Source organism: Pseudomonas sp. ITEM 17296 (genome assembly GCF_028895205.1).
Taxonomy (GTDB): domain Bacteria; phylum Pseudomonadota; class Gammaproteobacteria; order Pseudomonadales; family Pseudomonadaceae; genus Aquipseudomonas; species Aquipseudomonas kermanshahensis.
In genome coordinates this window covers 21779-43737 of record NZ_WJRS01000009.1, presented here as the reverse complement: position 1 = coordinate 43737, position 21959 = coordinate 21779, and the positions used below count along the sequence as shown (strand labels likewise).

28 protein-coding genes and 1 tRNA gene are annotated in these 21959 nt (G+C 61.0%); 12 read left to right on the top strand and 17 right to left on the bottom strand.

Annotated elements, in window-relative coordinates; all coding sequences use genetic code 11:
* Positions 1-22 precede the first annotated feature (22 nt).
* The 9 genes from GIB19_RS12590 to GIB19_RS12550 all read left to right on the top strand — a co-directional run bounded on the left by GIB19_RS12590 (position 23) and on the right by GIB19_RS12550 (position 5151).
* Positions 23-1333 (top strand): hypothetical protein, encoded by a 1311-nt coding sequence (locus GIB19_RS12590; protein WP_274886265.1) that lies wholly within the window; start codon positions 23-25, stop codon positions 1331-1333.
* Positions 1330-1581, top strand: a complete 252-nt coding sequence (locus tag GIB19_RS12585) for a hypothetical protein (protein WP_274886263.1) — start codon at positions 1330-1332, stop codon at positions 1579-1581. The genes GIB19_RS12590 and GIB19_RS12585 overlap by 4 nt, the downstream gene beginning before the upstream one ends.
* 5 nt (positions 1582-1586) lie before the next feature.
* Positions 1587-1958, top strand: coding sequence for a hypothetical protein (locus GIB19_RS12580; RefSeq protein WP_274886262.1), 372 nt, complete (start codon positions 1587-1589; stop codon positions 1956-1958).
* On the top strand, positions 1955-2197 hold the full coding sequence (locus tag GIB19_RS12575) for a hypothetical protein (RefSeq protein WP_274886260.1): 243 nt from the start codon (positions 1955-1957) through the stop codon (positions 2195-2197). The genes GIB19_RS12580 and GIB19_RS12575 overlap by 4 nt, the downstream gene beginning before the upstream one ends.
* Positions 2194-2598 carry a phage protein NinX family protein gene (locus GIB19_RS12570; RefSeq protein ID WP_274886258.1) on the top strand — a complete coding sequence of 135 codons (405 nt, stop codon included), beginning with the start codon at positions 2194-2196 and terminating at the stop codon, positions 2596-2598. The genes GIB19_RS12575 and GIB19_RS12570 overlap by 4 nt, the downstream gene beginning before the upstream one ends.
* Before the next feature lie 537 nt (positions 2599-3135).
* Entirely contained in the window at positions 3136-3450 is a 315-nt protein-coding gene (locus GIB19_RS12565) for a hypothetical protein (RefSeq protein WP_274886257.1), read from the top strand.
* A 38-nt stretch (positions 3451-3488) separates the two neighbouring features.
* The gene (locus tag GIB19_RS12560) at positions 3489-3665 is read left to right on the top strand and encodes a hypothetical protein (RefSeq protein ID WP_274886256.1); all 177 of its coding nucleotides are present in this window, start codon (positions 3489-3491) and stop codon (positions 3663-3665) included.
* 20 nt (positions 3666-3685) lie between these two features.
* Positions 3686-4102 (top strand): hypothetical protein, encoded by a 417-nt coding sequence (locus tag GIB19_RS28405; RefSeq protein ID WP_274886255.1) that lies wholly within the window; start codon positions 3686-3688, stop codon positions 4100-4102.
* Positions 4003-5151 carry a tyrosine-type recombinase/integrase gene (locus GIB19_RS12550; RefSeq protein ID WP_274886400.1) on the top strand — a complete coding sequence of 383 codons (1149 nt, stop codon included), beginning with the start codon at positions 4003-4005 and terminating at the stop codon, positions 5149-5151. Before GIB19_RS28405 ends, GIB19_RS12550 begins: the two co-directional genes overlap by 100 nt.
* 82 nt (positions 5152-5233) lie before the next feature.
* Here the strand turns inward: GIB19_RS12550 and GIB19_RS12545 are convergent.
* The 9 genes from GIB19_RS12545 to thrS all read right to left on the bottom strand — a co-directional run bounded on the left by GIB19_RS12545 (position 5234) and on the right by thrS (position 12708).
* Positions 5234-5310, bottom strand: a tRNA-Pro gene (locus GIB19_RS12545).
* Positions 5311-5409: 99 nt separating this feature from the next.
* Positions 5410-5766 (bottom strand): MerR family transcriptional regulator, encoded by a 357-nt coding sequence (locus tag GIB19_RS12540; protein WP_008100384.1) that lies wholly within the window; start codon positions 5764-5766, stop codon positions 5410-5412.
* Positions 5747-6049: an integration host factor subunit alpha gene (gene ihfA, locus GIB19_RS12535; RefSeq protein ID WP_003250679.1), complete on the bottom strand. Its 303-nt coding sequence runs from the start codon at positions 6047-6049 to the stop codon at positions 5747-5749. The genes GIB19_RS12540 and ihfA overlap by 20 nt, the downstream gene beginning before the upstream one ends.
* 4 nt (positions 6050-6053) lie before the next feature.
* Positions 6054-8435 carry a phenylalanine--tRNA ligase subunit beta gene (pheT, locus tag GIB19_RS12530; protein ID WP_085273105.1) on the bottom strand — a complete coding sequence of 794 codons (2382 nt, stop codon included), beginning with the start codon at positions 8433-8435 and terminating at the stop codon, positions 6054-6056.
* Between the two features lie 33 nt (positions 8436-8468).
* Positions 8469-9485: a phenylalanine--tRNA ligase subunit alpha gene (gene pheS / locus GIB19_RS12525; RefSeq protein WP_027596148.1), complete on the bottom strand. Its 1017-nt coding sequence runs from the start codon at positions 9483-9485 to the stop codon at positions 8469-8471.
* A gap of 109 nt (positions 9486-9594) precedes the next feature.
* Entirely contained in the window at positions 9595-9951 is a 357-nt protein-coding gene (gene rplT / locus GIB19_RS12520) for a 50S ribosomal protein L20 (RefSeq protein WP_003250671.1), read from the bottom strand.
* Between the two features lie 28 nt (positions 9952-9979).
* Entirely contained in the window at positions 9980-10174 is a 195-nt protein-coding gene (gene rpmI / locus GIB19_RS12515; protein WP_008100408.1) for a 50S ribosomal protein L35, read from the bottom strand.
* A 60-nt stretch (positions 10175-10234) separates the two neighbouring features.
* Entirely contained in the window at positions 10235-10786 is a 552-nt protein-coding gene (gene infC, locus GIB19_RS12510) for a translation initiation factor IF-3 (RefSeq protein WP_016487884.1), read from the bottom strand.
* Complete coding sequence (gene thrS, locus GIB19_RS12505; RefSeq protein ID WP_027596147.1) at positions 10786-12708, bottom strand: threonine--tRNA ligase; 1923 nt, start codon at positions 12706-12708, stop codon at positions 10786-10788. Before thrS ends, infC begins: the two co-directional genes overlap by 1 nt.
* A gap of 334 nt (positions 12709-13042) precedes the next feature.
* On the opposite strand from thrS, the gene GIB19_RS12500 reads away from it, so the two are divergent.
* Positions 13043-13345, top strand: a complete 303-nt coding sequence (locus GIB19_RS12500; protein ID WP_027596146.1) for a hypothetical protein — start codon at positions 13043-13045, stop codon at positions 13343-13345.
* Between the two features lie 162 nt (positions 13346-13507).
* A complete protein-coding gene (locus GIB19_RS12495) occupies positions 13508-13720 on the top strand; it encodes a cold-shock protein (RefSeq protein WP_027596145.1) in 213 nt (70 codons plus the stop codon).
* Between the two features lie 61 nt (positions 13721-13781).
* Here the strand turns inward: GIB19_RS12495 and GIB19_RS12490 are convergent, their stop codons facing one another.
* A complete protein-coding gene (locus GIB19_RS12490; RefSeq protein WP_265967675.1) occupies positions 13782-14099 on the bottom strand; it encodes an I78 family peptidase inhibitor in 318 nt (105 codons plus the stop codon).
* Positions 14100-14387: 288 nt separating this feature from the next.
* On the opposite strand from GIB19_RS12490, the gene GIB19_RS12485 reads away from it, so the two are divergent.
* A complete protein-coding gene (locus GIB19_RS12485; RefSeq protein ID WP_027596143.1) occupies positions 14388-14600 on the top strand; it encodes a hypothetical protein in 213 nt (70 codons plus the stop codon).
* On the opposite strand, the gene GIB19_RS12480 is transcribed toward GIB19_RS12485, so the two are convergent.
* The 7 genes from GIB19_RS12480 to GIB19_RS12450 all read right to left on the bottom strand — a co-directional run bounded on the left by GIB19_RS12480 (position 14572) and on the right by GIB19_RS12450 (position 21645).
* On the bottom strand, positions 14572-15579 hold the full coding sequence (locus GIB19_RS12480; protein ID WP_265967674.1) for a nucleoside hydrolase: 1008 nt from the start codon (positions 15577-15579) through the stop codon (positions 14572-14574). The genes GIB19_RS12485 and GIB19_RS12480 overlap by 29 nt on opposite strands.
* 200 nt (positions 15580-15779) lie before the next feature.
* Entirely contained in the window at positions 15780-16178 is a 399-nt protein-coding gene (gene rbsD / locus GIB19_RS12475) for a D-ribose pyranase (RefSeq protein ID WP_099428883.1), read from the bottom strand.
* Positions 16175-17083 carry a ribokinase gene (gene rbsK / locus GIB19_RS12470; RefSeq protein ID WP_274886204.1) on the bottom strand — a complete coding sequence of 303 codons (909 nt, stop codon included), beginning with the start codon at positions 17081-17083 and terminating at the stop codon, positions 16175-16177. The genes rbsD and rbsK overlap by 4 nt, the downstream gene beginning before the upstream one ends.
* Positions 17084-17092: 9 nt before the next feature.
* A complete protein-coding gene (locus tag GIB19_RS12465) occupies positions 17093-18115 on the bottom strand; it encodes a LacI family DNA-binding transcriptional regulator (protein ID WP_265967672.1) in 1023 nt (340 codons plus the stop codon).
* A gap of 6 nt (positions 18116-18121) precedes the next feature.
* Positions 18122-19117 (bottom strand): ABC transporter permease, encoded by a 996-nt coding sequence (locus GIB19_RS12460; RefSeq protein WP_027596138.1) that lies wholly within the window; start codon positions 19115-19117, stop codon positions 18122-18124.
* On the bottom strand, positions 19114-20667 hold the full coding sequence (locus GIB19_RS12455; RefSeq protein ID WP_274886203.1) for a sugar ABC transporter ATP-binding protein: 1554 nt from the start codon (positions 20665-20667) through the stop codon (positions 19114-19116). Before GIB19_RS12455 ends, GIB19_RS12460 begins: the two co-directional genes overlap by 4 nt.
* A gap of 21 nt (positions 20668-20688) precedes the next feature.
* Positions 20689-21645 (bottom strand): sugar ABC transporter substrate-binding protein, encoded by a 957-nt coding sequence (locus GIB19_RS12450; RefSeq protein WP_099428880.1) that lies wholly within the window; start codon positions 21643-21645, stop codon positions 20689-20691.
* Between the last annotated feature and the right edge of the window lie 314 nt (positions 21646-21959).

Sequence of the window (21959 nt, the reverse complement as noted above, 5' to 3'; positions counted from 1 at the left end):
ATAGCTTTGCAGTGGTATTCCTATGCCCACAGAAAACCGATCCAGCAACAACGACCCGCGCGACCTGTTCATCAGCCACAACCCGCTCGGCCTGGGCGAAAAGGAACTGGCCAAGGACAGAACTGGCTTCGCCGACCCGCGCACCCACAGCGACTACCTGACGTTCCTCGCTGGATACGAAGAAGCCCAGGCCGGATCATTTGCGCAGCGCCACGAAAATGATCAGCTCGAACAGCCACAGGGCGAGCCGGTCTGGTACATGACAGAGGGCCGATTAAGCGTCATGCACGCAAAGGCCAAGACCATGAGCGACCAGCAAGGTTTGGACACCAGCGCCTACAGTGTCCCGCTCTACACCCACGCCGATACTGGCGATGCGAGCAAATGGCGCAATGAGGCGCATCGATTCAATCTTGAGGTTGAGCGTCTAACCCGCAAGTGCCAGAACGCTGATTTGGCGCTGAAGGCTCAGACGCAGAACTGCGACACCCTGCGCGCCCAGCTGGCCGAGCGGGATGCGCTGCTGACTGACATCGAGAAGCGCCACTGGTCTGGCGTCGATTTCGATTTGCCTGCCGATCTCGTTACCCGGATCAAAGCGCTATCCGCCAGCGCAGAGTCGAGGGCGCCGACCTGGTCATGCCAGCCATGCCAGCTGGAGCAGCCAACTGACCGTCAGTGTGATGTCTGTGGCGCCCCAACCGAGCTGATCGTCGCAAAATCCTTACAGGAGCACATCTGTACTCCGCCCAGCTGTAACCCCTCTCCCCTCTATTCACTGCCGCGATATGGCGGCCAAGGAATCTCCGTGCCCGAAACAATTGAGTTGGACCTTGATGCGATCGAGGCAGCGGCCAAGGCTGCCACCCCGCAAAACTTCGACAGCGCCCAGGTCGCCGACACCGAAGGAGGCTGGATCGAGTGTCAGACCTGCGGCGGCGAGGGCTCCGTCGAGCTGACAGCCGACTACCTGAACTACGACGGCCAGGCCCTGGGCGTCCAGTTCTATGGGATCCGCGAGCCGCACGTCCATGCGGAGGCCTACTATCGCGCCGCCCGGCCCGCAGTGGTGCTGGCCATGGTTGAAGAGATCCGCAGCCTGCGCCAGCAGTTGGAGCAACAGAAGGACATCAGCCGCACCATCACCCTCTCCGGCTGCGAGTTCACAGAAGACGATCTACTCCGCACTGCGGTGCGCATGGTGCGGGGCACCACCAGAATGAAGCAGCCACGCTGGGTGCTCATGAAGGACGCCTTCTGCTGCGGATCAGGCGTTGCGCACGCTCTGTGCCGGCGATACGGGTTCGACCCGGACGAGGGCCTGCGCAAATGACCCGCCTCGCCCTCTGCCTCCTGCTGCTGGCCACCGGCGCCAGCGCAACCGAGAACGTCATCGACGGACAGCACGACAGCCAGCGCGGCGTCACCTGCTACCTGCTCAATGGGGTCGGCATCAGCTGCATCCCTGACAGCCAGCTGCAGGCCGGCAACCAGCGCCAGCTCTCCCCGCACGAAACCCAGCCCGAACCTACACCCACTCTGGCGCCTGGGCGCTGGACTCAATTGAGGTATTCGATGTGAGTGAAATGGCTGAAGTCAGAGCCAGGGAATTGACCGGGCATGCGCTCGACTACTGCACCCTGGTGGCGAACGGTAAACAGGCTCGGATGACTGAATCCGGGGTTCGACTGGCAATTGGCGGAAGCGTTTTCAAGCGCTTTAGCCCCACATCGGACAGCCGATTGGCCAGCGAGCAAATACTCACCCACAGAGTGCGCTTCGATGAACTGCTTCCCGGATATGCGTTCTCGGCAAGAGTCGGTGACGTGGTCTGCGGAGGCGCAACAATCGACATAGCCGCCTGCCGCGCAATCGTCGTTGCATCGCTTGGTGAGGCATTCGCTTTGCCTCGCCATGTGGCGCCTGGACGCTGGATTGATGAGAGGTATCAGCTGTGAGCGCAGTTACTGAACAAGACGTTGAGTTCGCGCAGGCCGTGGTCGCCCTAGCGCGCCAGCACGGCATGACCGGGATCACCATGGAGTTCCGGCAGAACTTTGACCTGTCCCAAGTGACAGGCTGCTATTGCGGCAAGCGGATCACCTGGTCGGAAGGTCGCCACGGCGACGGCGCGCAGATCGAGTTTCGCACCGAGGCCAAAGCATCTTTCCCCGAGCGGGCGGAGGCAAAACCATGACTGGCCTGATCGAAGTGAGGGTATCCAACCTTTCCGGTGAGGCGCTGGGCTGGGCAGTTGGCAAAGCCGAAGGTCTGGATGTGTACTTGGAACCGCCCGGCTACAACGGCATTCCTTGGCGGGTGTTCGCCCGGTACCAAGGTCAGGCCATCGAGCACACCAAGCGCTTCAACCCTTGGGGAGACTGGGCGGTAGGCGGCCCGATGATCGATAAGCACAATGGCAGCGCACAGCACATCCCCGGCCTTCCTCAGGATATTCGCTGCGCTGGTGGGCCTGCCGACGCCGGATGGTGCTACGGCCCAACAGCTCTTGCCGCGTTCTGCCGAGGCTATGTCCGATTCAAGCTCGGCGATACCGTCCAGGTGCCGAAGGAACTGGTCGCGTCCGCAACCCATTAATGCGGACGCCCAAGCTCGAACTACCTTACTTTCTTCAGAGGATTCTGAAGAAGAGCGGCATCAAGCATTGCTTGAACTTCGTCCCTCTCGTTCTTCCTGTACTGGACCTGCTCCCTATCCAAAGCCGGCCCCTTTTTTTTGCTACTAGGATCGGAATCGTCGTATTCCGGAAAATCCTCGAAAAAGTCCACCCAATCATTCACTTCAAGATCCCTCTAGTTATGGTGAGGGGTGGATTAAAAGCGCTATTGCAGCCAAAAGCAAAGCCGCATCCCCTAAAACTCAAGCCCGCCGACGCACCGCCAAGAAGTGCGTCGCAGCCAGCAACACCCCCGGTATAGCCAAGCCAAGGCCGCTGTATATGAATGCAGGCTGTTTTGACAGCAGACCGCCCATTACAGACCCGATACCAGTTGGTATCAGTGTGACCGCTACATAGCCGAACGGCTTTCTAGTTTCCTTGGCCATATCGTTCCTCCTATTGAACCCCGATTAAATCACATGAGCCCGCCGACATGCGCGGGCATGGAGAGACTCATGCTCAATTTCTTGACCCGCCTGTTCAAGCGCAAGAAGAAGCCGGCACAACGCGCTGCGCTCGGACCGACCGGGTATGCCCGTGGCCACAGCCCGGCATCCGGCCGGCAAGACCCGATGCTCGACCCGCTCAACCCCATGAGCCCGATCAGCCCCATGCATCCCATACATCTGGCGGACAGCTACGAGCAGACTCGCTCGAGCAGTTCGTGCGCCAGTCGTGACTACAGCAGCTACGACAGCAGCAGCAGCTACTCGTCGAGCGACAACAGCAGCTCCAGCGATAGCAGCTCCAGCTCCAGCAGCTGCGACTGACCACCAACCTGCCGCCACCGGCGGCGTGGAGACCATCCATGAACCTGATCGACTACTACGTCACGAAGATCCTCGGCGATCCGTACCGAAAGTTCGGCGCCTGGTGGGTCGACGTTGAGTACAACAGCTGGGGCAGCATCAGCACCACCCGGCTCATGTTCCGCACCGAGGAAGCCGCTCGCGCGGCGCAGGTCGGGCACAAATTCACGGCCTGATCTGGCCGCAGGAGAAACGTATGGCAAACGCCACTGCAGCTGCTCCAACAGCATTGCAGCCTAGATTCCTGAGCGCGAAAGATGCGCCCGGCTACCTAGGCATGTGCAAGGACGAATTCAAGACGACCGTAAGGCCTCACGTTCGGGAATGCCCCATCGGGAAACAGGGGGTCGGGTTCGACCGCCTGGAGCTGGATGCCTGGGCAGACGCCTACATCGAGGCCATGGCCGTTGAAAAGGCGAGCAATCAGGACAACAATCGACCCCGCAGCGTAAGCGGGGTCATGGAATCCAAGGAGACTCCATGGCCAAAAAGGCAATCACAGGGCTCCAGAAAATGCCCAGCGGCATCTGGAAAATCGACAAGGTCTACAGGGGAGAACGAATTCAAGAAAGCACTGGCACTTGTGACCGGCAAGAGGCCGAGCAGTACCTGATCCACCTGCTGGAGAAAATGCGGCAGCGGAAAGTGTACGGCGTCCGGGAGATCAAGACGTTCGCCACGGCAGCGGCGAAGTACCTGGTCGAGAACAAAGAGCAGCCCTCCATTAGGCTCACAGCGCTTTATCTGGATCAGGTGGTCGAGTACATCGGCCACCTTCCATTGACGCACATTGATGACGAGGCGCTGGCGGACTACATCCGTGATCGCAAGGCTGATTCAGTGATGCCGGATGGGAAGGTGAAGAAAGGCGTCAGCAACAGGACGGTCAACATCGCGATCGAGCGAGTCATTCGCGTCCTGCAGTTGGCGTGCCGAAAGTGGCGGGATGAAGAGCGCAGGCCCTGGCTGGACAGCGTGCCGCTGCTCACCAAGCTGGATGAGAAGAAGTCGAGCCGACAGCCCTACCCGATGTCATGGGAGGAGCAATCGATTCTCTTCGGTGAGTTGCCAGACCATCTGCAGCGAATGGCCCTGTTCAAGGTTAACACGGGCTGTCGCGAACAGGAGGTCTGCAAGTTGAGGTGGGATTGGGAGATCTTCGTGCCGGAACTGGACGCCAGTGTGTTTCTGATACCTGCCGAGTTCGGCGGCAGGCATGAGAACTCTGGAGTCAAAAACCGGGAGGAGCGCCTGGCCGTGCTGAACAACGTCGCCAAGTCGATCATCGATGGGCAGCGCGGCATCAGTCGGGAGTGGGTTTTCCCATACAACGGCACCGCGATGCACCGGATGAACGACTCGGCCTGGAAGAAAGCGCGGGTGCGTGCGGCAAAGCTCTGGCAGGAGCAACATTTGCGACCGGCGCACCCTGGGTTCGCTTCCATCAGGGTTCACGACCTGAAGCATACATTCGGACGAAGACTGAAAGCAGCAGCCGTCAGCTTGGAAGATCGCAAGTCGTTACTTGGCCACAAAAGCGGAAGCGTGACCAGTCACTACTCCGGCGCGGAGATTGGTCAGATGATAGATGCGGCAAACAAGGTATCAGCCACCGACTCGCGTGGACCAGTGCTGACAATTTTGAAGAGGAGGATCGGATGAGGAAAAAGGCGAAGTCACTCGAAAAGTCACTAGCCCTAGAAATGAAAAAGCCACCCGTAGGTGGCTAAGTCATTGGGATTATTGGTCGGGACGGAGTGATTCGAACACTCGACCCCTTGCACCCCATGCAAGTGCGCTACCGGGCTGCGCTACGCCCCGACTCTATTCTCGATACCGCTGAGAACGTTGAAGAATCTACCCTAACCTTTTGATAAATGAAAGCTTTTTCTCAAAAAAATTTCCATTCGTCGGAGCAAATCACTTCTTCAACACCACCAACACATCCTCCAACTCAACAATCATCTGCCGAATCAGCTGTTTGTACTGGCTTGACTCATCCTTCACCTCATCACTGGAGAGCCGCAACCGCGCCCCGCCAATGGTGAACCCCTGGTCATACAGCAGCGCTCGAATCTGGCGGATCATCAGCACGTCCTGGCGCTGGTAATACCGCCGATTCCCCCGCCGCTTCACGGGGTTCAACTGAGGGAACTCCTGCTCCCAATACCGCAGCACGTGCGGCTTTACCGCGCAAAGCTCGCTGACTTCACCAATGGTGAAGTAGCGTTTGCCCGGTATGGGGGGCAGTTCGTCGTTATGGCTTGGTTCCAGCATAGGCCTCAACCCGGGCCTTCAACTTCTGCCCTGGACGAAAGGTGACGACGCGGCGAGCGGTGATCGGGATCTCTTCCCCTGTCTTGGGGTTGCGGCCCGGCCGCTGGCGTTTGTCGCGAAGGTCGAAGTTGCCGAAACCGGACAGCTTGACCTGCTCGTTCTCTTCAAGTGCGTGCCGAATTTCTTCGAAAAACAGCTCGACCAACTCCTTGGCCTCACGCTTGTTAAGCCCCAGCTCCTCGTACAGCCTTTCGGCCATCTCAGCTTTCGTCAGAGCACCCATGCCGTTATTTCCTTAACGTGGTGTTCAACCTTTGTTCGAGCGAGGTGAGGATATTTTGCAGGGTAACGTTCACCTCATCGTCGTTAAGAGTGCGCGATGGATGCTGCCAGGTCAAGCCGACGGCCAGGCTTTTTCTATCAGGATCAATGCCTTTACCTTGGTAGACATCAAACAGCCTGAGGTCTGTGAGCCATTCGCCTGCATTGTCACGAATTAATTCAAGCACCGCGTTAGAAGCTACATCACGTCCTGCAATCAACGCCAGGTCACGACGGGTTTCTGGGAACTTGGACAGTTCGCTGAACTTCGGCAGGCGGCCTTCGACCACGTCACCCAATACCAGCTCGAACAGGAACACCGGGCGGTCCAGGCCCAGGGCTTTGGCAAGCTCGGGGTGAATGGCGCCGAGGTGGCCGACGGGCTTGCCGTCGCGCTCGATGAGGGCGGTTTGGCCTGGGTGCAGGGCGGGGTGTTTGCCGGCGCTGAAGGTGAAGTCGCTCAGCGCGCCGGAGTAACCCAGCAGGGCTTCCACGTCGGCTTTGACGTCGAAGAAGTCGATGCCGTCGCGGCCGTTGGCCCAGCCTTCCGGCAGGCGGCTGCCGGTGACGACGCCGGCGATCATCGGTTGCTGCTCGAGGTTACCGAGCTGGCCGACGAAGCGCAGGCCGCTTTCGAACAGGCGTACGCGGTCTTGCTGGCGGTTGAGGTTGTGCTGCAGCGCCTTGACCAGGCCCGGCCACAGGGACGCGCGCATGGCGGCCATGTCGCTGGAGATGGGGTTGGCCAGCAGCAGGGGCTCGACGCCAGGGGTGAACAGCTCGAACAACTTCGGGTCGATGAAGCTGTAGGTGATGGCTTCCTGGTAGCCGCGGGCGACCAGCAGGCGGCGCAGGTTCGGCAGGTCACCGCGGGTTTCCGGCTTGCCCTGGGGCGCGAGGCGCGCCTGCGGGTAGCGGACCGGCAGGTTGTTGTAGCCGTACAGCCGGGCCAGCTCTTCGATCAGGTCGACTTCCAGGCTGATGTCGAAGCGGTGGCTTGGGACGTTGACGGTCCACTGCCCTGCCCCGTTCGCCGTGGTGGTCAGCTCCAGGGCGTTGAGCAGTTGCTCGACCTGGGCGGCTTCCAGCTCCATGCCAAGCATCTGGGTGATGCGTTCGGCGCGCAGGGTTACCGGGGCGACGTTGGGCAGGTGCTGTTCGCTGACGGCTTCGACGATCGGGCCGGCTTCGCCGCCGACGATTTCCAGGATCAGCGCGGTGGCGCGTTCCATGGCTTCGCGGGCCAGCTGCGAGTCGACGCCGCGCTCGTAGCGGTGCGAGGCATCGGTGTGCAGGCCGTAGGAACGGGCCTTGCCAGCGACGGAGATCGGCTCGAAGAAGGCGCTTTCGAGGAACAGGTCGCGGGTTTTTTCGGTGTTGACGCCGCTGTGCTCGCCACCCATGACGCCGGCAATGGCCAGGGCGCGGGTGTGGTCGGCGATGACCAGGGTATCGGCACGCAGGGCGACTTCCTGGCCGTCGAGCAGGACGAGTTTTTCGCCCTCTTCAGCCATGCGGACGCGGATGCCGCCGTTGATTTCGGCAAGGTCGAAGGCGTGCATCGGCTGGCCGAGTTCGAGCATCACGTAGTTGGTGATGTCGACGGCGGCGTCGATGCTGCGCACGTCACTGCGGCGCAGGCGTTCGACCATCCACAGCGGAGTCGGCTTGGACAGGTCGACGTTGCGGATGACGCGGCCCAGGTAGCGTGGGCAGGCAGCCGGGGCAGTCACTTCGACCGGGCGCACTTCGTCGTGGGCAGCCGGTACAGCCGGGACGACTGGGCGGGTGACCGGGACGTTGTACAGGGCGCTGACATCGCGGGCCAGGCCGGCCAGGGACAGGCAGTCGCCGCGGTTCGGGGTCAGGCCGATTTCGATGCTGGCGTCGTCCAGGCTCAGGTACTGGCGAATGTCTTCGCCAACCGGGGCGTCAGCCGCCAGTTCCAGCAGGCCGTCGTTTTCTTCGCTGATCTGCAGCTCGGCCGCCGAGCACAGCATGCCGAACGACTCGACGCCGCGCAGCTTGGCCTTCTTGATCTTGAAGTCGCCTGGCAGTTCGGCACCGATCATGGCGAACGGGATCTTGATGCCCGGGCGCGCATTGGGGGCGCCGCAGACGACCTGGAAGGTTTCCTGGCCATTGCTGACCTGGCAGACGCGCAGCTTGTCGGCGTCCGGGTGTTGCTCGGTGGCGAGGATTTCGCCCACGACGATGCCGCTGAACTGGCCGGCGGCGGGGGTCACGCTGTCGACTTCGAGGCCGGCCATGGACAGGCGGGCGACCAGTTCGTCACGGGAGACTTGCGGGTTTACCCAACCGCGCAGCCACTGTTCACTGAATTTCATGCTGTTCTCCTGAAAGTTGCGTCGGGCATTGACCTAGCGGAATTGCGCGAGGAAGCGCAGGTCGTTGTCGAAGAACAGACGCAAATCGTTGACGCCGTAGCGCAGCATGGCCAGGCGCTCGGCGCCCATGCCGAAGGCGAAGCCCTGGAATTCTTCAGGGTCGATGCCGGACATGCGCAGCACGTTCGGGTGGACCATGCCGCAGCCCATGACTTCGAGCCAGCCGGTCTGCTTGCAGACGCGGCAGCCTTTGCCAGAACACATCACGCACTGGATATCGACTTCAGCGGACGGCTCGGTGAAGGGGAAGAACGACGGGCGGAAGCGCACAGCCAGTTCTTTTTCGAAGAAGACGCGCAGGAATTCTTCGATGGTGCCCTTGAGGTCGGCGAAGTTGATATCGCGATCGATCAGCAGGCCTTCGACCTGGTGGAACATCGGCGAGTGGGTGATATCCGAGTCGCAGCGGTAGACGCGGCCCGGGCAGACAATGCGAATGGGCGGCTGGCTGGACTCCATGGTCCGCACCTGCACCGGCGAGGTGTGGGTGCGCAGCAGCATGTTGGCATTGAAATAGAAGGTGTCGTGCATCGCCCGCGCCGGGTGGTGGCCGGGGATGTTGAGCGCTTCGAAGTTGTGGTAGTCGTCTTCGACCTCTGGGCCTTCGGCAATGCCGTAGCCGATGTGGGTGAAGAACTGCTCGATGCGCTCGAGTGTACGGGTAATCGGGTGCAGGCCACCGGTGGTCTGGCCACGGCCTGGCAGGGTGACGTCAATGCATTCGGCAGCCAGGCGAGCGCTGAGCTCGGCTTCTTCATAGGCGGCCTTGCGTGCGTTGAGCACCTCGGTGACGCGTTCCTTGGCATCGTTGATCAGCGCGCCGACTTTCGGCCGCTCTTCGGCTGGCAGGTTGCCCAGGGTCTTCATCACCTGGGTCAGCTCGCCTTTCTTGCCGAGATATTGAACCCGGATCTGTTCCAGGGCATTGATGTCTTCAGCGCGCTCTACGGCCTCAAGGGCTTGGGAGACCAGCGCATCCAGGTTTTCCATGTACAGACTCCAGATACGAAAATAGGGGAAGAGCTTTGAAGGCTCTTCCCCTATCGATGACGTTCAATGCCCGGCGACGCTAGCGCCGCCGGGTGATTGTCGCGGGTACTTAAGCCAGAACGGCTTTAGCTTTCTCGACAATCGCAGCAAACGCCGCTTTTTCGTTCACTGCCAGATCGGCCAGAACCTTACGGTCGATTTCGATCGACGCCTTTTTCAGGCCAGCAATCAGACGGCTGTAAGACAGACCGTTGGTGCGGGCACCGGCGTTGATACGAGCGATCCACAGTGCGCGGAACTGACGCTTCTTCTGGCGACGGTCACGGTAGGCGTATTGACCGGCCTTGATGACAGCCTGCTTGGCTACGCGGAATACGCGCGAGCGTGCACCGTAGTAACCTTTTGCCAGTTTCAGAATTTTTTTGTGACGCTTACGAGCGATAACGCCGCGCTTTACACGAGCCATGAGTAACTTCCTCTATCTTTGACCAGAATTAACGAACGCGCAGCATGCGCGCGACTTTCGCGACGTCAGACGGGTGCAGCAAGCTGCTACCACGCAGTTGACGCTTACGCTTGGTCGACATTTTGGTCAGGATGTGGCTCTTGAAAGCGTGCTTGTGCTTGAAGCCCGAAGCTGTTTTCAGGAAACGCTTCGCAGCACCGCTCTTGGTTTTCATTTTTGGCATGTTGGAACTCCGCATTCGATAAAATTACACATAATCATCAGGCCTGCCGTGCCCGGGAGATTACTTCTTTTTCTTGGGGGCGATGACCATCATAAGCTGGCGTCCTTCCATCTTAGGATGCTGCTCAACGGTGCCGTATTCAAGCAGGTCATTTTCAACCCGCTTCAACAGCTCCATGCCCAGCTCCTGGTGGGCCATCTCACGACCACGGAATCTCAGAGAGATCTTGGCCTTGTCCCCATCGGTAAGGAAACGTACCAGGTTGCGTAGTTTTACCTGGTAATCCCCATCCTCCGTCCCTGGACGAAACTTGATTTCTTTAATCTGGATCTGCTTCTGGTTTTTCTTGGCTTCGTTAGCCTGCTTCTTCTTTTCGAAGAGGTGCTTGCCGTAGTCCATGACCTTGCAGACCGGCGGTACCGCGTCTGCAGAGATTTCCACCAGATCCAGCTTCGCTTCATCAGCGATACGCAGCGCTTCATCAATCGAGACGATGCCAACCTGCTCGCCGTCTGCGCCAATTAACCGAACCTCGCGGGCCGAGATATTCTCGTTGATCGGGGCCTTCGGTACAGCACGTTTATCGTTTCTCATTTCACGCTTAATAGTCATTACTCCGATTCTTGGCGACCACGCCGGGAAACCGCTTGTGTCAGAAGCTCAGCGAATTGCGCGACGGGCATGGAGCCCAGGTCTGCGCCTTCGCGAGTACGCACAGCGACGGTTTGCGTTTCGACTTCGCGGTCCCCTATAACCAAAAGGTACGGGACCTTGAGCAAAGTATGCTCGCGGATTTTAAAGCCGATCTTCTCATTTCTCAAGTCCGACTTGGCACGGAAACCGCTACCGTTCAGAGATTTCTCAACTTCAAGGGCGAAATCGGCCTGTTTGTCGGTGATATTCATGACCACTGCCTGGGTCGGCGCCAGCCATGCCGGGAACACACCCGCGTAATGCTCGATGAGCATGCCGATGAAGCGTTCGAACGAACCGAGGATGGCGCGGTGCAGCATTACCGGGCGCTTGCGGCTGTTGTCTTCGGCGATGTAGCTGGCGTCCAGACGCTCTGGCAGGTTCGGATCGTACTGCAGGGTACCACACTGCCAGTTACGGCCGAGGCAGTCGCGCAGGGTAAATTCGATCTTCGGACCGTAGAACGCACCCTCGCCCGGCTGGTATTCCCACTCCAGGCCAGACTCGTTCAGGGCATCGGCCAGGGCGCCTTCGGCGCGGTCCCACAGCTCTTCAGAGCCCACGCGCTTGGCTGGGCGGGTCGAGAGCTTCATGGCGATGTCGCTGAAACCGAAGTCCTTGTAGACGTCCAGGGTCAGCTTGATGAAGTCGGCGGCTTCTTTCTTCACCTGATCTTCGGTGCAGAAGATGTGCGCGTCGTCCTGGGTGAAGCCACGTACACGCATGATGCCGTGCAGGGCGCCGGACGGCTCGTTACGGTGGCAAGCACCGAACTCGGCCAGGCGCATCGGCAGGTCGCGGTACGACTTCAGGCCCTGGTTGAACACCTGCACGTGGCACGGGCAGTTCATCGGCTTGACCGCGTAGTCACGGTTTTCCGACGACGTGGTGAACATGTTCTCGGCGTAGTTGGACCAGTGGCCGGAACGCTCCCACAGAATACGGTCAACAACCTGCGGGGTCTTGATTTCTAGGTAGTTGTTGTCGCGCTGAACCTTGCGCATGTACTGCTCGAGCACCTGATAGACGGTCCAGCCGTCCGGGTGCCAGAACACCATGCCTGGGGCTTCTTCCTGCAGGTGGAAGAGGTCGAGCTGCTTGCCGATCTTGCGGTGGTCGCGTTTTTCGGCTTCTTCGATGCGCTGGATATAGGCGGCCAGCTGCTTCTTGTCGGCCCAGGCGGTGCCGTAGACGCGTTGCAGCTGCTCGTTCTTGGCATCGCCGCGCCAGTAGGCGCCGGACAGCTTGGTCAGCTTGAATGCCTTGAGGAAGCGCGTGTTTGGCACGTGCGGGCCACGGCACATGTCGACGTATTCTTCGTGGTAGTACAGGCCCATTGCCTGTTCATCCGGCATGTCTTCGACCAGGCGCAGCTTGTAGTCTTCACCACGGGCCTTGAACACGTCGATGACTTCGGCGCGCGGGGTCATCTTCTTGACGACGTCGTAATCCTTCTCGATCAGCTGCAGCATGCGCTTTTCGATGGCGGCCATGTCTTCTGGGGTGAAGGGGCGCTCATAGGCGATGTCGTAATAGAAGCCTTCGTCGATCACCGGGCCGATCACCATCTTGGCGGTCGGGTACAGCTGTTTCACCGCGTGGCCGATCAAGTGGGCGCACGAGTGACGGATGATCTCCAGTCCCTCTTCATCTTTAGGGGTGATGATCTGCAGGGTGGCGTCGTGGGTGATCAGGTCGCAGGCGTCGACCAGCTTGCCGTCGACTTTGCCGGCCAGGGTGGCCTTGGCCAGGCCAGCACCAATGGAGGCGGCGACGTCGGCTACGGATACGGCGTGATCAAACGAACGTTGACTGCCATCGGGAAGAGTAATAGTGGGCATGGCGCCTCCTCTCCTAGTGGTGACCCCTACCAAAGGTCACGTGGGTTGGGATGAGCCAGTACAAGATCCGCGCTGTCTTTCTCGAGAGAAAGCCTGCCTCACAGTGGCAGAAGCCTTTCGGCTTACCAGGGGCGAACCAGAGTGACTGGAAGGTAAAAAACAGGTGAGCTGCACGTTGTCAGCTACAAGCCGAGCATGCTAGCACGCGGGGTTGGGCACGATGCAGAAATATTTGGAAATTACACAACCGGGGTGAACTTACGCGGAAAAATTCCTATCAGACTTTGGGAAGCATCCTACTCTTGATGAGACCTAAACCAAGGAGTGTCTGGTTATGAGATTTCCGTCTCTTCTGGCCCTGAGCGTTGCTGGCGCCCTGCTGCTGCCGGTTGCGGCCAACGCGGGTTCGTTCCCGGCTGGCGCGAAGCAAAACTACATGTCCCAGTGCATCGAGGCCGCCACCGCCCAGGGCCTGGACGCCAAGGCGGCGCAGCAGCACTGCAGCTGTGGCGCAACGGCTATTGAAAAGAACTTCAGCGATGAGCAGATCAAGGACCTAGACAGCAAGGATGGCGTTGACGCCAAGCTGATGCAGAAAGCTCAAACGGTTGTGCAGCAAGCATGCATGAAGGGCTGAAACCATAAAGCCGCGATTCGACACCCATTGTTTGCGCTGGATCAACATCTGGCGAACGTAAAAGGCGCTAGATGCGCAGAATTAGACTATGATGTTGCCGGTGCTTCGGAGCCTCGGCAACATCGCACCACTGAAAAAATCAAATGTCTGGAGATTCACCCCATGTCCAATCGCCAAAACGGCACCGTCAAATGGTTCAATGATGAAAAAGGCTACGGCTTCATCACCCCACAAAGCGGCGGCGACGACCTCTTCGTACACTTCAAGGCCATCGAATCTGACGGCTTCAAGAGCCTGAAAGAAGGCCAGGCTGTTTCCTTCGTGGCCGAAAAAGGCCAGAAAGGCATGCAGGCTGCACAGGTTCGTCCGGAGTAATTCGGACAGCTGTAAAAAAACCCGCCCAAGTGGCGGGTTTTTTTATGGGGTTCGCAACGGCTTAGCCGCAGTTGACGCGGGTTACCACACCTTGCTCATCCACATTCAGGTTAAGGCGCTCGGAGCGGTACTCCAGGGTCACCACATCGTGCGGCTTGAGCATACGCGCCATCTGCGAGCCACTGGCCTTGCGGGCCTGCTCCAGCAGGTCTGGGCTGCCCGGCTTGCCGATGGCAAAATCGGCACCGCTGGCTTCGCAGCGACCGTCGTTGCCTGCCGGTACGGCAGGCGCACTGCCAGCAGAATTGCCACCTGTACTGCAACCAGCCAGCACAGCAGCCACCGCCAGGGTCGCCAGGTAAGCACGGGTACGGAACATGAATCCTCCTAAAATCGATCTGGGCACTGTCTGATCCGACAGCTGCGCGCATTGTTTGTTGCAAAACCGCACAAGTCTGCCTGAACATGCCGGTGGAGGCGAAATGCAATCGTGACTGGATTTTGCACAATACGCTTGGTTTGCCGTGCAAAGCTTTTTATTCTTATGTCGCAGAGTCATTGACGCAAAGGCATGATTTACTGCAAGAAGTGGAGCGCGCCGTGCCTCCCTCGAACATCAGGATCCGGTGTTCGCCCCTTCGTCCCAGGCCCCCAGTGAGAGCCTTTCATGAGCAGCCACAGCATCGACGCCGATATCAAGGTCAAATGGGCGGAGGGCCAGAGCGCCTACAGCCCCAGCACGCCGGAGGAGTTGCTACTGATTGCCATCGACCTGCTGGTGCGCGACCGCGGCAGCGAAGCGGCGCGCAGCTTTATGGACCAAGCGTTCGAGCGCTTCGCCAGGCATTCCCCTATTGCAATCGAGCCAGGCGCGCGCTGAGCAGGTCGAAAAAGCCCTGAGCATCCCCCTCCTCTACCCACATGACGTTGGCGGGCTGTTTCAGCACGCCATACCAGTCGGCGATGGTCTGGCCAAAGGTCGGGCCCTCGCGGCTGTCGATGGCCATGTGAACGCGTCGGCCACTGAACAGCTCGGGTTTTAGCAGGTAGGCAATGACACTGGCGTCGTGCACCGGGCCGCCAGGCATGCCGTACAGGTCCATGTCGTGGGTGATGTAGGCATTGAGAATATCCACGACCCGCTTGCTGGCCTGGTTGTTGACCGCCGCGAGTTGCTTGAGGCGTGCTTCGCTGGTCAGCAGCTTGTGGGTGACGTCCAGCGGCAGGTAAGTCAGTTGTACGCCACTGGCCAGCACCACCTCGGCGGCATGCGGGTCGGCGTAGAGGTTGAATTCGGCTGCAGGGGTGATGTTGCCGCCGTTGAAATGGGCGCCGCCCATGACCACGACTTCTTTGATGCCTTGGGCGATCTCCGGGCGCTGGATGAGTGCCAGGGCCAGGTTGGTCTGTGGGCCGAGCATGGCCAGGGTGATGCTGTGGGGTTGTGCGCTGCCGAGGGTGTCGACCAGGTATTGCACGGCATTGCCTTGGGCCAGCGGCTTTTGCGGCGCGTGGACTTGCACACCGGTCAGGCCTTCTTCGCCATGCACTTCGGCGGCGTAGATGGGCGTGCGCACCAGCGGGCGGCCGGCCCCGGCGTACACGGGGATGTCTTCACGGCCAGCCCATTCGCGGGCCAGGCGGGCGTTGCGCGAGGTTTTATCGAGGCGCACGTTGCCGGCCACGGTGGTGATGGCGCGGATGTTCAGCTCATCGGGCGAGGCCATGGCCAGGAACAGCGCAACCACGTCGTCGGCACCGGGGTCGGTGTCGATGATCAGGTCGCGCGGGGCGGCCTGGAGGGTAGTGGTGGTGGCTGCGGCCATGAGGGTGAGTCCTTGTAGCAGGGGTTTGAGCATAGGGCACTCCTGTTGCCTTGGGTGAGGTGCAGGTTTTGCAGCGTTACTCGCAGGCCACACGATCTCCTGTAGGAGCGGCCTTGCGTCGCGAAAGGGCCGCATGGCGGTCCCCTGCGGTATATGCGGCGCTGCTAAAACCTGGGGCCGCTACGCGACCCTTTCGCGACGCAAGGCCGCTCCTACAAGGGATCGCGTCAGGGTTAGAAAGTCACGCCGGATACGAGTGCAATGTTGCTGTACGGCTGGCACTCCCCCGTGCGCACCACGGCACGCGCACTGCGTGACAGCACTTTGAATTCCTCATGGCTCATCCACTCCCGCTTGCCCAGCTTACCGCGCAAGCGCTCAATCTCGACCAGCCCGGGCGGCACCACTTTCTGCATCTCCTCGGCCAGCACATGCCGCTCTACCTGCATCTCGCTCAACACCACCCGTAGCACACTGGCAAAGTCCGGTATGCCCGGCGTCAGCGCCAGGTCGATCAGCTCGACGCCAGGCGGCACCGGCAGCCCGGCATCGCCAATCACCAGAATGTCGCCATGCCCCAAGCCGGCAATGGTCCGTGACAGGGCGATATTGAGCAGCGCGGTCTTTTTCATGGCTGCAGCTCCGAGAGGTAGGGAATCGATGGTTGCGCCCCCACGCGGGTGACCGACAATGCCGCGGCGCGCTGGCCGAAGGCGATTGCTTCGCCCTCCTCCAGGCCCCGCACCAAAGCTGCGGCAAAACCACCCACGAAGGTGTCGCCAGCGGCCGTGGTGTCCACCGGCTGCACCACCGGCGCGGGGAAGTGCTGATGGCCCTGCGCGGTCACCAACAGGGCGCCTTGGGCGCCGAGGGTGATGATCACTTTGCCAGCGCCCAGTTGCAGCAATCGCTCACCGGCGCGCAGGGCGCTGCCCTGGTCGGTGACGGTGATACCGGTCAGTGCTTCGGCCTCGCTTTCGTTTGGGGTCAGGTAGTCGATATGGCCAAACCAGGTTGAGGGCAGCGGGCCTGTAGCAGGCGCCGGATTGAGGATGACACGCTTGCCCAGTTCGTGCCCCCTGGCCAAGGCCCAGGCCACGGTTTCGGTCGGCACTTCCAACTGACAGATGATGACGTCGGCTGCCTGCAGCAACTTATCGAAGCCCTGCACCGACTGCGGCGTCAGCAGGCCATTGCCGCCAGGGATGATGACGATGCAGTTCTGGCTGGCGGCGTCGACGGTGATCAGCGCCACACCGCTGGAAACCCCTTCGCACACGCTCACCGCCTGGCAATCAACGCCTTCGCGCTCCAGCGCCTTGCGCAGTTGCTGGCCATAGGCGTCATCACCGACGTTGCCGACCATCGCCACACTGCCACCCAACCGTGCCACCGCCACCGCCTGGTTGGCGCCCTTGCCGCCGGGCGCCGTGAAAAACGCCTCGCCAGGCAAGGTTTCGCCCGCCCGTGGCAAACGCTGAGCGCGGGCGACCAAGTCCATGTTGAGGCTACCGACCACCACTACCTTGGCATGCATAAGCGCTCCTTAGCGGTAATCATTGAATAGGTCCGGGCGTGGCCCGGTGGACTCGCGCTGTACGATGCGCGGGGCGACGATGCGCTGCTCTGCCGAACCCTGCCGAGGCGTGGCGATGCGCGAGAGCAGCAACGCGGCGGCGTTTTCGCCCAGCTCGCGGATCGACTGGCCCACGGTGGTCAGCGGCGGGTAAACGTAACGGCTGAGCTCGATGTCATCGAAGCCAATCACCGACAGTTCACCCGGTACGTTGATGTTGCGCTCGGCGGCGGCGCGCAGCACGCCAAAGCCGATCATGTCGTTACCGGCGAAGATCGCCGTCGGCCGGTTGCCGTCCAGCAACTGTGCGGCCGCGCCGTGGCCGCCTGGGCTGGTGAAATCGCAATGCAGCACGCGGCTGGGCTCCGCCTCTACCCCTGCCTCTTGCAGGGCGCGACGGAAACCGGCCAGGCGCAGTTGGCTGACACCGGTTTCGGCCGGGCCGCCGATGTAGGCGATGTCGCGATGGCCAAGCTCCAGCAGGTGCCGAGTGGCCAGGTAAGCGCCGTGCTCGTGGTCGATGCGCACCAGGTCGGCGTCGACGCCGTCCAGCTCGCGGTCGACGATGACCATGGGCGTGCGCACGCAGGCCAGGCTTTGCAACAGGTCGCTGTCTTCACCCACAGACGCTACAACCAGGCCATCGATGCGTTTTTCCAGCAGCACACGCAGGTAGCTGCGCTGCTTTTGCGGGTTGTCGTCGGAGTTGCACAGGATCACGCAGTAACCGTTGCGCTCGCAGGCGTCTTCGATCCCTCGCGCCAGTTCGGCGAAGTACGGGTTGACGCTGTTGGGCACCAACAAACCGATGGTGGCGGTGCTGCGCGCCTTGAGCGAGCGCGCCACCGCGCTGGGTACATAGTCGAGCTCGACGATGGCGGCCTCGACCTTGAGCCGCACCTGTTCACTGACAGGGCGGGTCTTGTTCAACACATGGGACACGGTGGTGTAGGAAATACCCGCCAGTGCTGCGACGTCTTTGATGGTTGCCATGTTTTTTCAGTTCCGCCGGCCTGCACGCCGGCTACGGTAAGTGTCGAGCACCACGGCGATGACGATGACCGCCCCGGTGATGATGCGTTTTGTGGGTTCCGATGCGCCGATCTGCGCCAGCCCTGCGGCCAGCACTGAAATGATCAGCACGCCAAAGAAGGTACTGATGACCGAACCGCGGCCACCCATCAAGCTGGTGCCACCAATCACCACGGCGGCAATCACCTGCAGTTCAAGGCCGGACCCGGCGTTGGGGTCGGCGGCCTCAAGGCGCGAAATCTGGAACAGCGCCGCCAGGCCGGCGAGCAGCCCCATCAGGGCGAACACCAGCACTTTGTAGGGGCGCGGGTCGATGCCTGCCAGGCGCACGGCCTCTTCGTTGGTGCCGATGCCGATCAGGTAGCGGCCGAATACCGTACGGGTCAGCACCAGTTGGGCCAACACGATCACCAGCAAGGCGATGAGGAATGCCGGCGAAATACCGAACGCGATCGGGTTGGAGAACCAGGCGTAGGCGTCGCCGATATAAGCGGTGCGCGAGTCGGTGAACTGGTAGGCCAGGCCGCGGGCCATCTCCAGCACACCGAGCGAAACGATGAACGAGGGGATGCGCCAGGCCACGGTAACGCCGCCGGTGATGCTACCGGCCAGGGCTGCCACGGCCATGCCGAGCAGCGCCGAGGGCAGCACGCCCCAGCCCCAGCCGAGAATGGCCACGCTGACTGTCGAGGCCGCCAGCGCCAGCACCGAGCCGACCGACAAGTCGATGCCGCCGATGATCAGCACGAAGGTCATGCCGACCGCCAGCACCATCAGGTCGGGGATCTGGTTGGCCAGGGTGCTGAAGGTGGCATAGGACCAGAAGTGGCTACTGAGGAACGAGAACAGCACGATCATCGCCAGCAGCGCGCCGGCCAGGCCCAGGTAAGTGCCCAGGCCGAAGTACGTGCCACTGCGGCGCACGGGGGCGGCGTTTTGGCTGTCGAGGGGAGTGGTTTTCATGCATCCATCCTGGGTGCTGCGTCATGCAGCAGTGCGTCACGTGTCTGATAGCCGGCAAAGGCTGCGGCAAGCAGCTGGTCCTGGCTCCAATGGTCGCGCTCGAAGGTGTCGATCAGGCGGCCAGCCGAGAGCACGGCAATGCGGTCGCAGATCAGCATCAGTTCGCGCAGGTCGCTGGACACCACCACCAGGGCCTTGCCTTGGCGCGCCAGTTCGACCAGCAAACCGTAGATGTCGAACTTGGCGCCAACGTCGATGCCTCGGGTTGGCTCATCGAACAACAGCACCTGGCAATCACGCTCCAGCCAACGGCCGATCACCACCTTCTGCTGGTTGCCACCGGACAGTTCGCCCACGGCCTGGTGCGGGCCGGCGCTGCGGATGCGCATGGCCTGGATCTGGCGTTCGGCCAGGGCCATTTCAGCCTCGCTGTCGAGCACACCGGCGCGCGATACCGCGCCAAGGTTGCCCAAGGCGATATTGGCGCTGATCGACTGGGTCAACAGCAGGCCTTCGCCTTTGCGGTCTTCGGTAATCAGGGCGATACCGGCTTTGACGGCGGCTTTGGGTGAGTCGATGGTCACTGCCTGTGGCGGCTGGCCCAGGGCGATGCTGCCACTGTCGGCGCGGTCGGCACCGTAGATCAGGCGCAGCAGCTCGGTGCGGCCGGCGCCGATCAGGCCAGAGATACCGAAGATCTCCCCTGCCCTGACCTCGAACGACACCTCACGCACCTTGTCGCCCCGGCTAAGCCGGTCGACCTTCAGCAACGGCGCGCCAATCTCGCGGCGGCCCAGGTCGATGTGTTCGCCCAGCTCACGGCCGACCATCAGGTTGACCAGCTCGGCGCTGCTGTAGCGCTGGATCGGCTCGTCGCACACCAGCTTGCCGTCACGCAGCACGACGATGCGCTGGGCCACGCGCTGCAGTTCTTCGAGGCGATGGGAGATATAAACGATGGCCACGCCGCGTTGGCGCAGGCGTTCGATCTGGGTGAACAGCAGCTCCACTTCACGCGCAGTGAGCATGGCGGTGGGTTCGTCGAAGATCAACACACGGCAATCGCCGATCAGGTTGCGGGCGATTTCGACCATCTGCTGATGGCCGATGCCCAGCTCGCCGACCGGGGTGTCCGGGTCGATGGCGTCCAGCCCGACCTGGGCCATGGCAGCGGTGGCCAGTTGGCGCAGGCGCTTGTGGCTGATCCAGCCGAAGCGGCTGGGCAGGTTGTCGAGGAACAGGTTTTCGGCCACGGTCAGGGTCGGCAGCAGGTTGAGTTCCTGCATGACCATGCGCACACCGAGGCGCTCGGCCTCGCTGCGGCTGCCGGGCGCGTAGGGCTGGCCGCGGTAGGTCATGTGCCCGGTGGTGGGCACCTCGAGGCCACTGATAAGCTTGGACAACGTGCTCTTGCCAGCACCGTTCTCGCCCGTCAGGGCCAGTACTTCACCGGCGCGCAGGCTCAGGCCGACGTCACCGAGCACCGGCTGGGCGTAGGTCTTGCCCAGCCCGCTGGCGGCGAGCACCACTTCATTGGCCGTTGCAGGCATGGCCCTCTCTCCTGGCGGGTATCAGGGCTGGGTGATGAGCGTGACGGGGGTCTGGATGACATTGTCGGCATCCACGCCCGGCTTCTCACCGTTGATCATCTTCAGCGCCGCCTGGATACCGAACACCGCCTGCTGGCTGGCGGCCTGATCAAGCGTGGCGAGTACGCGGCCGTCCTTGAGCATGGGTTTGATGGCATTGATGTTGTCGTAACCGACCACTTGCACCTGGCCGGCCTTCCCTGCGGCGCGCACGGCCGACACGGCGCCCAAGGCCATGCTGTCGTTACCGGCCAGCAGGGCCTTGAGCTCGGGGTATTCGTTGAGCATGGAGGCGGCAACGGCGTTGCCTTTGTCGATTTCCCAGTTGCCGGACTGCACCGAAACGATCTTCATCTGCGCGGCTTCCATCGCCTCCTTGAAGCCAGCGGTGCGCTGCTGGGCGTTGGTGGTGGTCGGCACGCCTTCGATGATGCCGACCTGGTCACCGGCCTTGAGCTTCTGCTGGGCCAGGTAGTCGCCCACCAGGCGGGCGCCTTTGCGGTTATCGGGGCCTACGAAGGGTACGCTGATGCCTTTGCTTTTGAGCAGTTCGGGGTCTAGGCGGTTGTCGATGTTGATCACCACCACGCCTTGGTCCATGGCTTTTTTAACGGCTGAAACCAGGGCTTTGGAGTCCGCTGGCGCAATTACCAGGGCTTTGGCCCCTGCGTTGACCATCTGCTCGACGATGCGGATCTGCTCGCCGGTGTCGGTTTCGTTCTTGATGCCGTTGGCGATCAGGTCGAAATCATTGGCGTGGCTTTTTTGATAATCCTTGGCGCCGTCTTCCATGGTGCGGAAGAATTCGTTGGCGAGAGACTTCATCACCAAGGCGACTTTGGGCTTTTCTTCGGCGTGTGCAGCACTGAGCGGCAAGGCCAGGGAAAGTGACGAGACGACAGCGAGGGCCAGCAGACGACCGGGGAACGGCAGTTTCATGGACGATGACTCCGAATCTTGTGTTTTTTATCGGATCGCAAACGTTTGCGTTGACTCACTATGGAAACAGGACCTGGTTTTGTCAAATCCGTTTGGCTGTTAAGGGCGAGTCACGCCTGGCGCAGATTATCCGGAATTTTTCCGAAAAACCGAACAGGTTTTCCTATGCTTGTTCGGGATTCCGAATGAATAGGGCCGCTGCGAGCCCCATCGCGGGCAAGCCCGCTCCCACAGGTGCAGGGTTGCGCAGGCAAATACGGGCTCTTGCCAGGAATGGTACGAAACATGCGTTGTTTCTTGTGCGATACAGCAAT

Bases quoted from the DNA above. Each gene is read 5' to 3' on its own strand.
- GIB19_RS12590 (WP_274886265.1), top strand. From the start codon at position 23: ATGCCCACAGAAAACCGATCCAGCAACAACGACCCGCGCGACCTGTTC.
- GIB19_RS12585 (WP_274886263.1), top strand. From the start codon at position 1,330: ATGACCCGCCTCGCCCTCTGCCTCCTGCTGCTGGCCACCGGCGCCAGC.
- GIB19_RS12580 (WP_274886262.1), top strand. From the start codon at position 1,587: ATGGCTGAAGTCAGAGCCAGGGAATTGACCGGGCATGCGCTCGACTAC.
- GIB19_RS12570 (WP_274886258.1), top strand. From the start codon at position 2,194: ATGACTGGCCTGATCGAAGTGAGGGTATCCAACCTTTCCGGTGAGGCG.
- GIB19_RS12565 (WP_274886257.1), top strand. From the start codon at position 3,136: ATGCTCAATTTCTTGACCCGCCTGTTCAAGCGCAAGAAGAAGCCGGCA.
- GIB19_RS12560 (WP_274886256.1), top strand. From the start codon at position 3,489: ATGAACCTGATCGACTACTACGTCACGAAGATCCTCGGCGATCCGTAC.
- GIB19_RS28405 (WP_274886255.1), top strand. From the start codon at position 3,686: ATGGCAAACGCCACTGCAGCTGCTCCAACAGCATTGCAGCCTAGATTC.
- GIB19_RS12550 (WP_274886400.1), top strand. From the start codon at position 4,003: ATGCCCAGCGGCATCTGGAAAATCGACAAGGTCTACAGGGGAGAACGA.
- GIB19_RS12540 (WP_008100384.1), bottom strand. From the start codon at position 5,766: ATGCTGGAACCAAGCCATAACGACGAACTGCCCCCCATACCGGGCAAA.
- ihfA (WP_003250679.1), bottom strand. From the start codon at position 6,049: ATGGGTGCTCTGACGAAAGCTGAGATGGCCGAAAGGCTGTACGAGGAG.
- pheT (WP_085273105.1), bottom strand. From the start codon at position 8,435: ATGAAATTCAGTGAACAGTGGCTGCGCGGTTGGGTAAACCCGCAAGTC.
- pheS (WP_027596148.1), bottom strand. From the start codon at position 9,485: ATGGAAAACCTGGATGCGCTGGTCTCCCAAGCCCTTGAGGCCGTAGAG.
- rplT (WP_003250671.1), bottom strand. From the start codon at position 9,951: ATGGCTCGTGTAAAGCGCGGCGTTATCGCTCGTAAGCGTCACAAAAAA.
- rpmI (WP_008100408.1), bottom strand. From the start codon at position 10,174: ATGCCAAAAATGAAAACCAAGAGCGGTGCTGCGAAGCGTTTCCTGAAA.
- infC (WP_016487884.1), bottom strand. From the start codon at position 10,786: ATGACTATTAAGCGTGAAATGAGAAACGATAAACGTGCTGTACCGAAG.
- thrS (WP_027596147.1), bottom strand. From the start codon at position 12,708: ATGCCCACTATTACTCTTCCCGATGGCAGTCAACGTTCGTTTGATCAC.
- GIB19_RS12500 (WP_027596146.1), top strand. From the start codon at position 13,043: ATGAGATTTCCGTCTCTTCTGGCCCTGAGCGTTGCTGGCGCCCTGCTG.
- GIB19_RS12495 (WP_027596145.1), top strand. From the start codon at position 13,508: ATGTCCAATCGCCAAAACGGCACCGTCAAATGGTTCAATGATGAAAAA.
- GIB19_RS12490 (WP_265967675.1), bottom strand. From the start codon at position 14,099: ATGTTCCGTACCCGTGCTTACCTGGCGACCCTGGCGGTGGCTGCTGTG.
- GIB19_RS12485 (WP_027596143.1), top strand. From the start codon at position 14,388: ATGAGCAGCCACAGCATCGACGCCGATATCAAGGTCAAATGGGCGGAG.
- GIB19_RS12480 (WP_265967674.1), bottom strand. From the start codon at position 15,579: ATGCTCAAACCCCTGCTACAAGGACTCACCCTCATGGCCGCAGCCACC.
- rbsD (WP_099428883.1), bottom strand. From the start codon at position 16,178: ATGAAAAAGACCGCGCTGCTCAATATCGCCCTGTCACGGACCATTGCC.
- rbsK (WP_274886204.1), bottom strand. From the start codon at position 17,083: ATGCATGCCAAGGTAGTGGTGGTCGGTAGCCTCAACATGGACTTGGTC.
- GIB19_RS12465 (WP_265967672.1), bottom strand. From the start codon at position 18,115: ATGGCAACCATCAAAGACGTCGCAGCACTGGCGGGTATTTCCTACACC.
- GIB19_RS12460 (WP_027596138.1), bottom strand. From the start codon at position 19,117: ATGAAAACCACTCCCCTCGACAGCCAAAACGCCGCCCCCGTGCGCCGC.
- GIB19_RS12455 (WP_274886203.1), bottom strand. From the start codon at position 20,667: ATGCCTGCAACGGCCAATGAAGTGGTGCTCGCCGCCAGCGGGCTGGGC.
- GIB19_RS12450 (WP_099428880.1), bottom strand. From the start codon at position 21,645: ATGAAACTGCCGTTCCCCGGTCGTCTGCTGGCCCTCGCTGTCGTCTCG.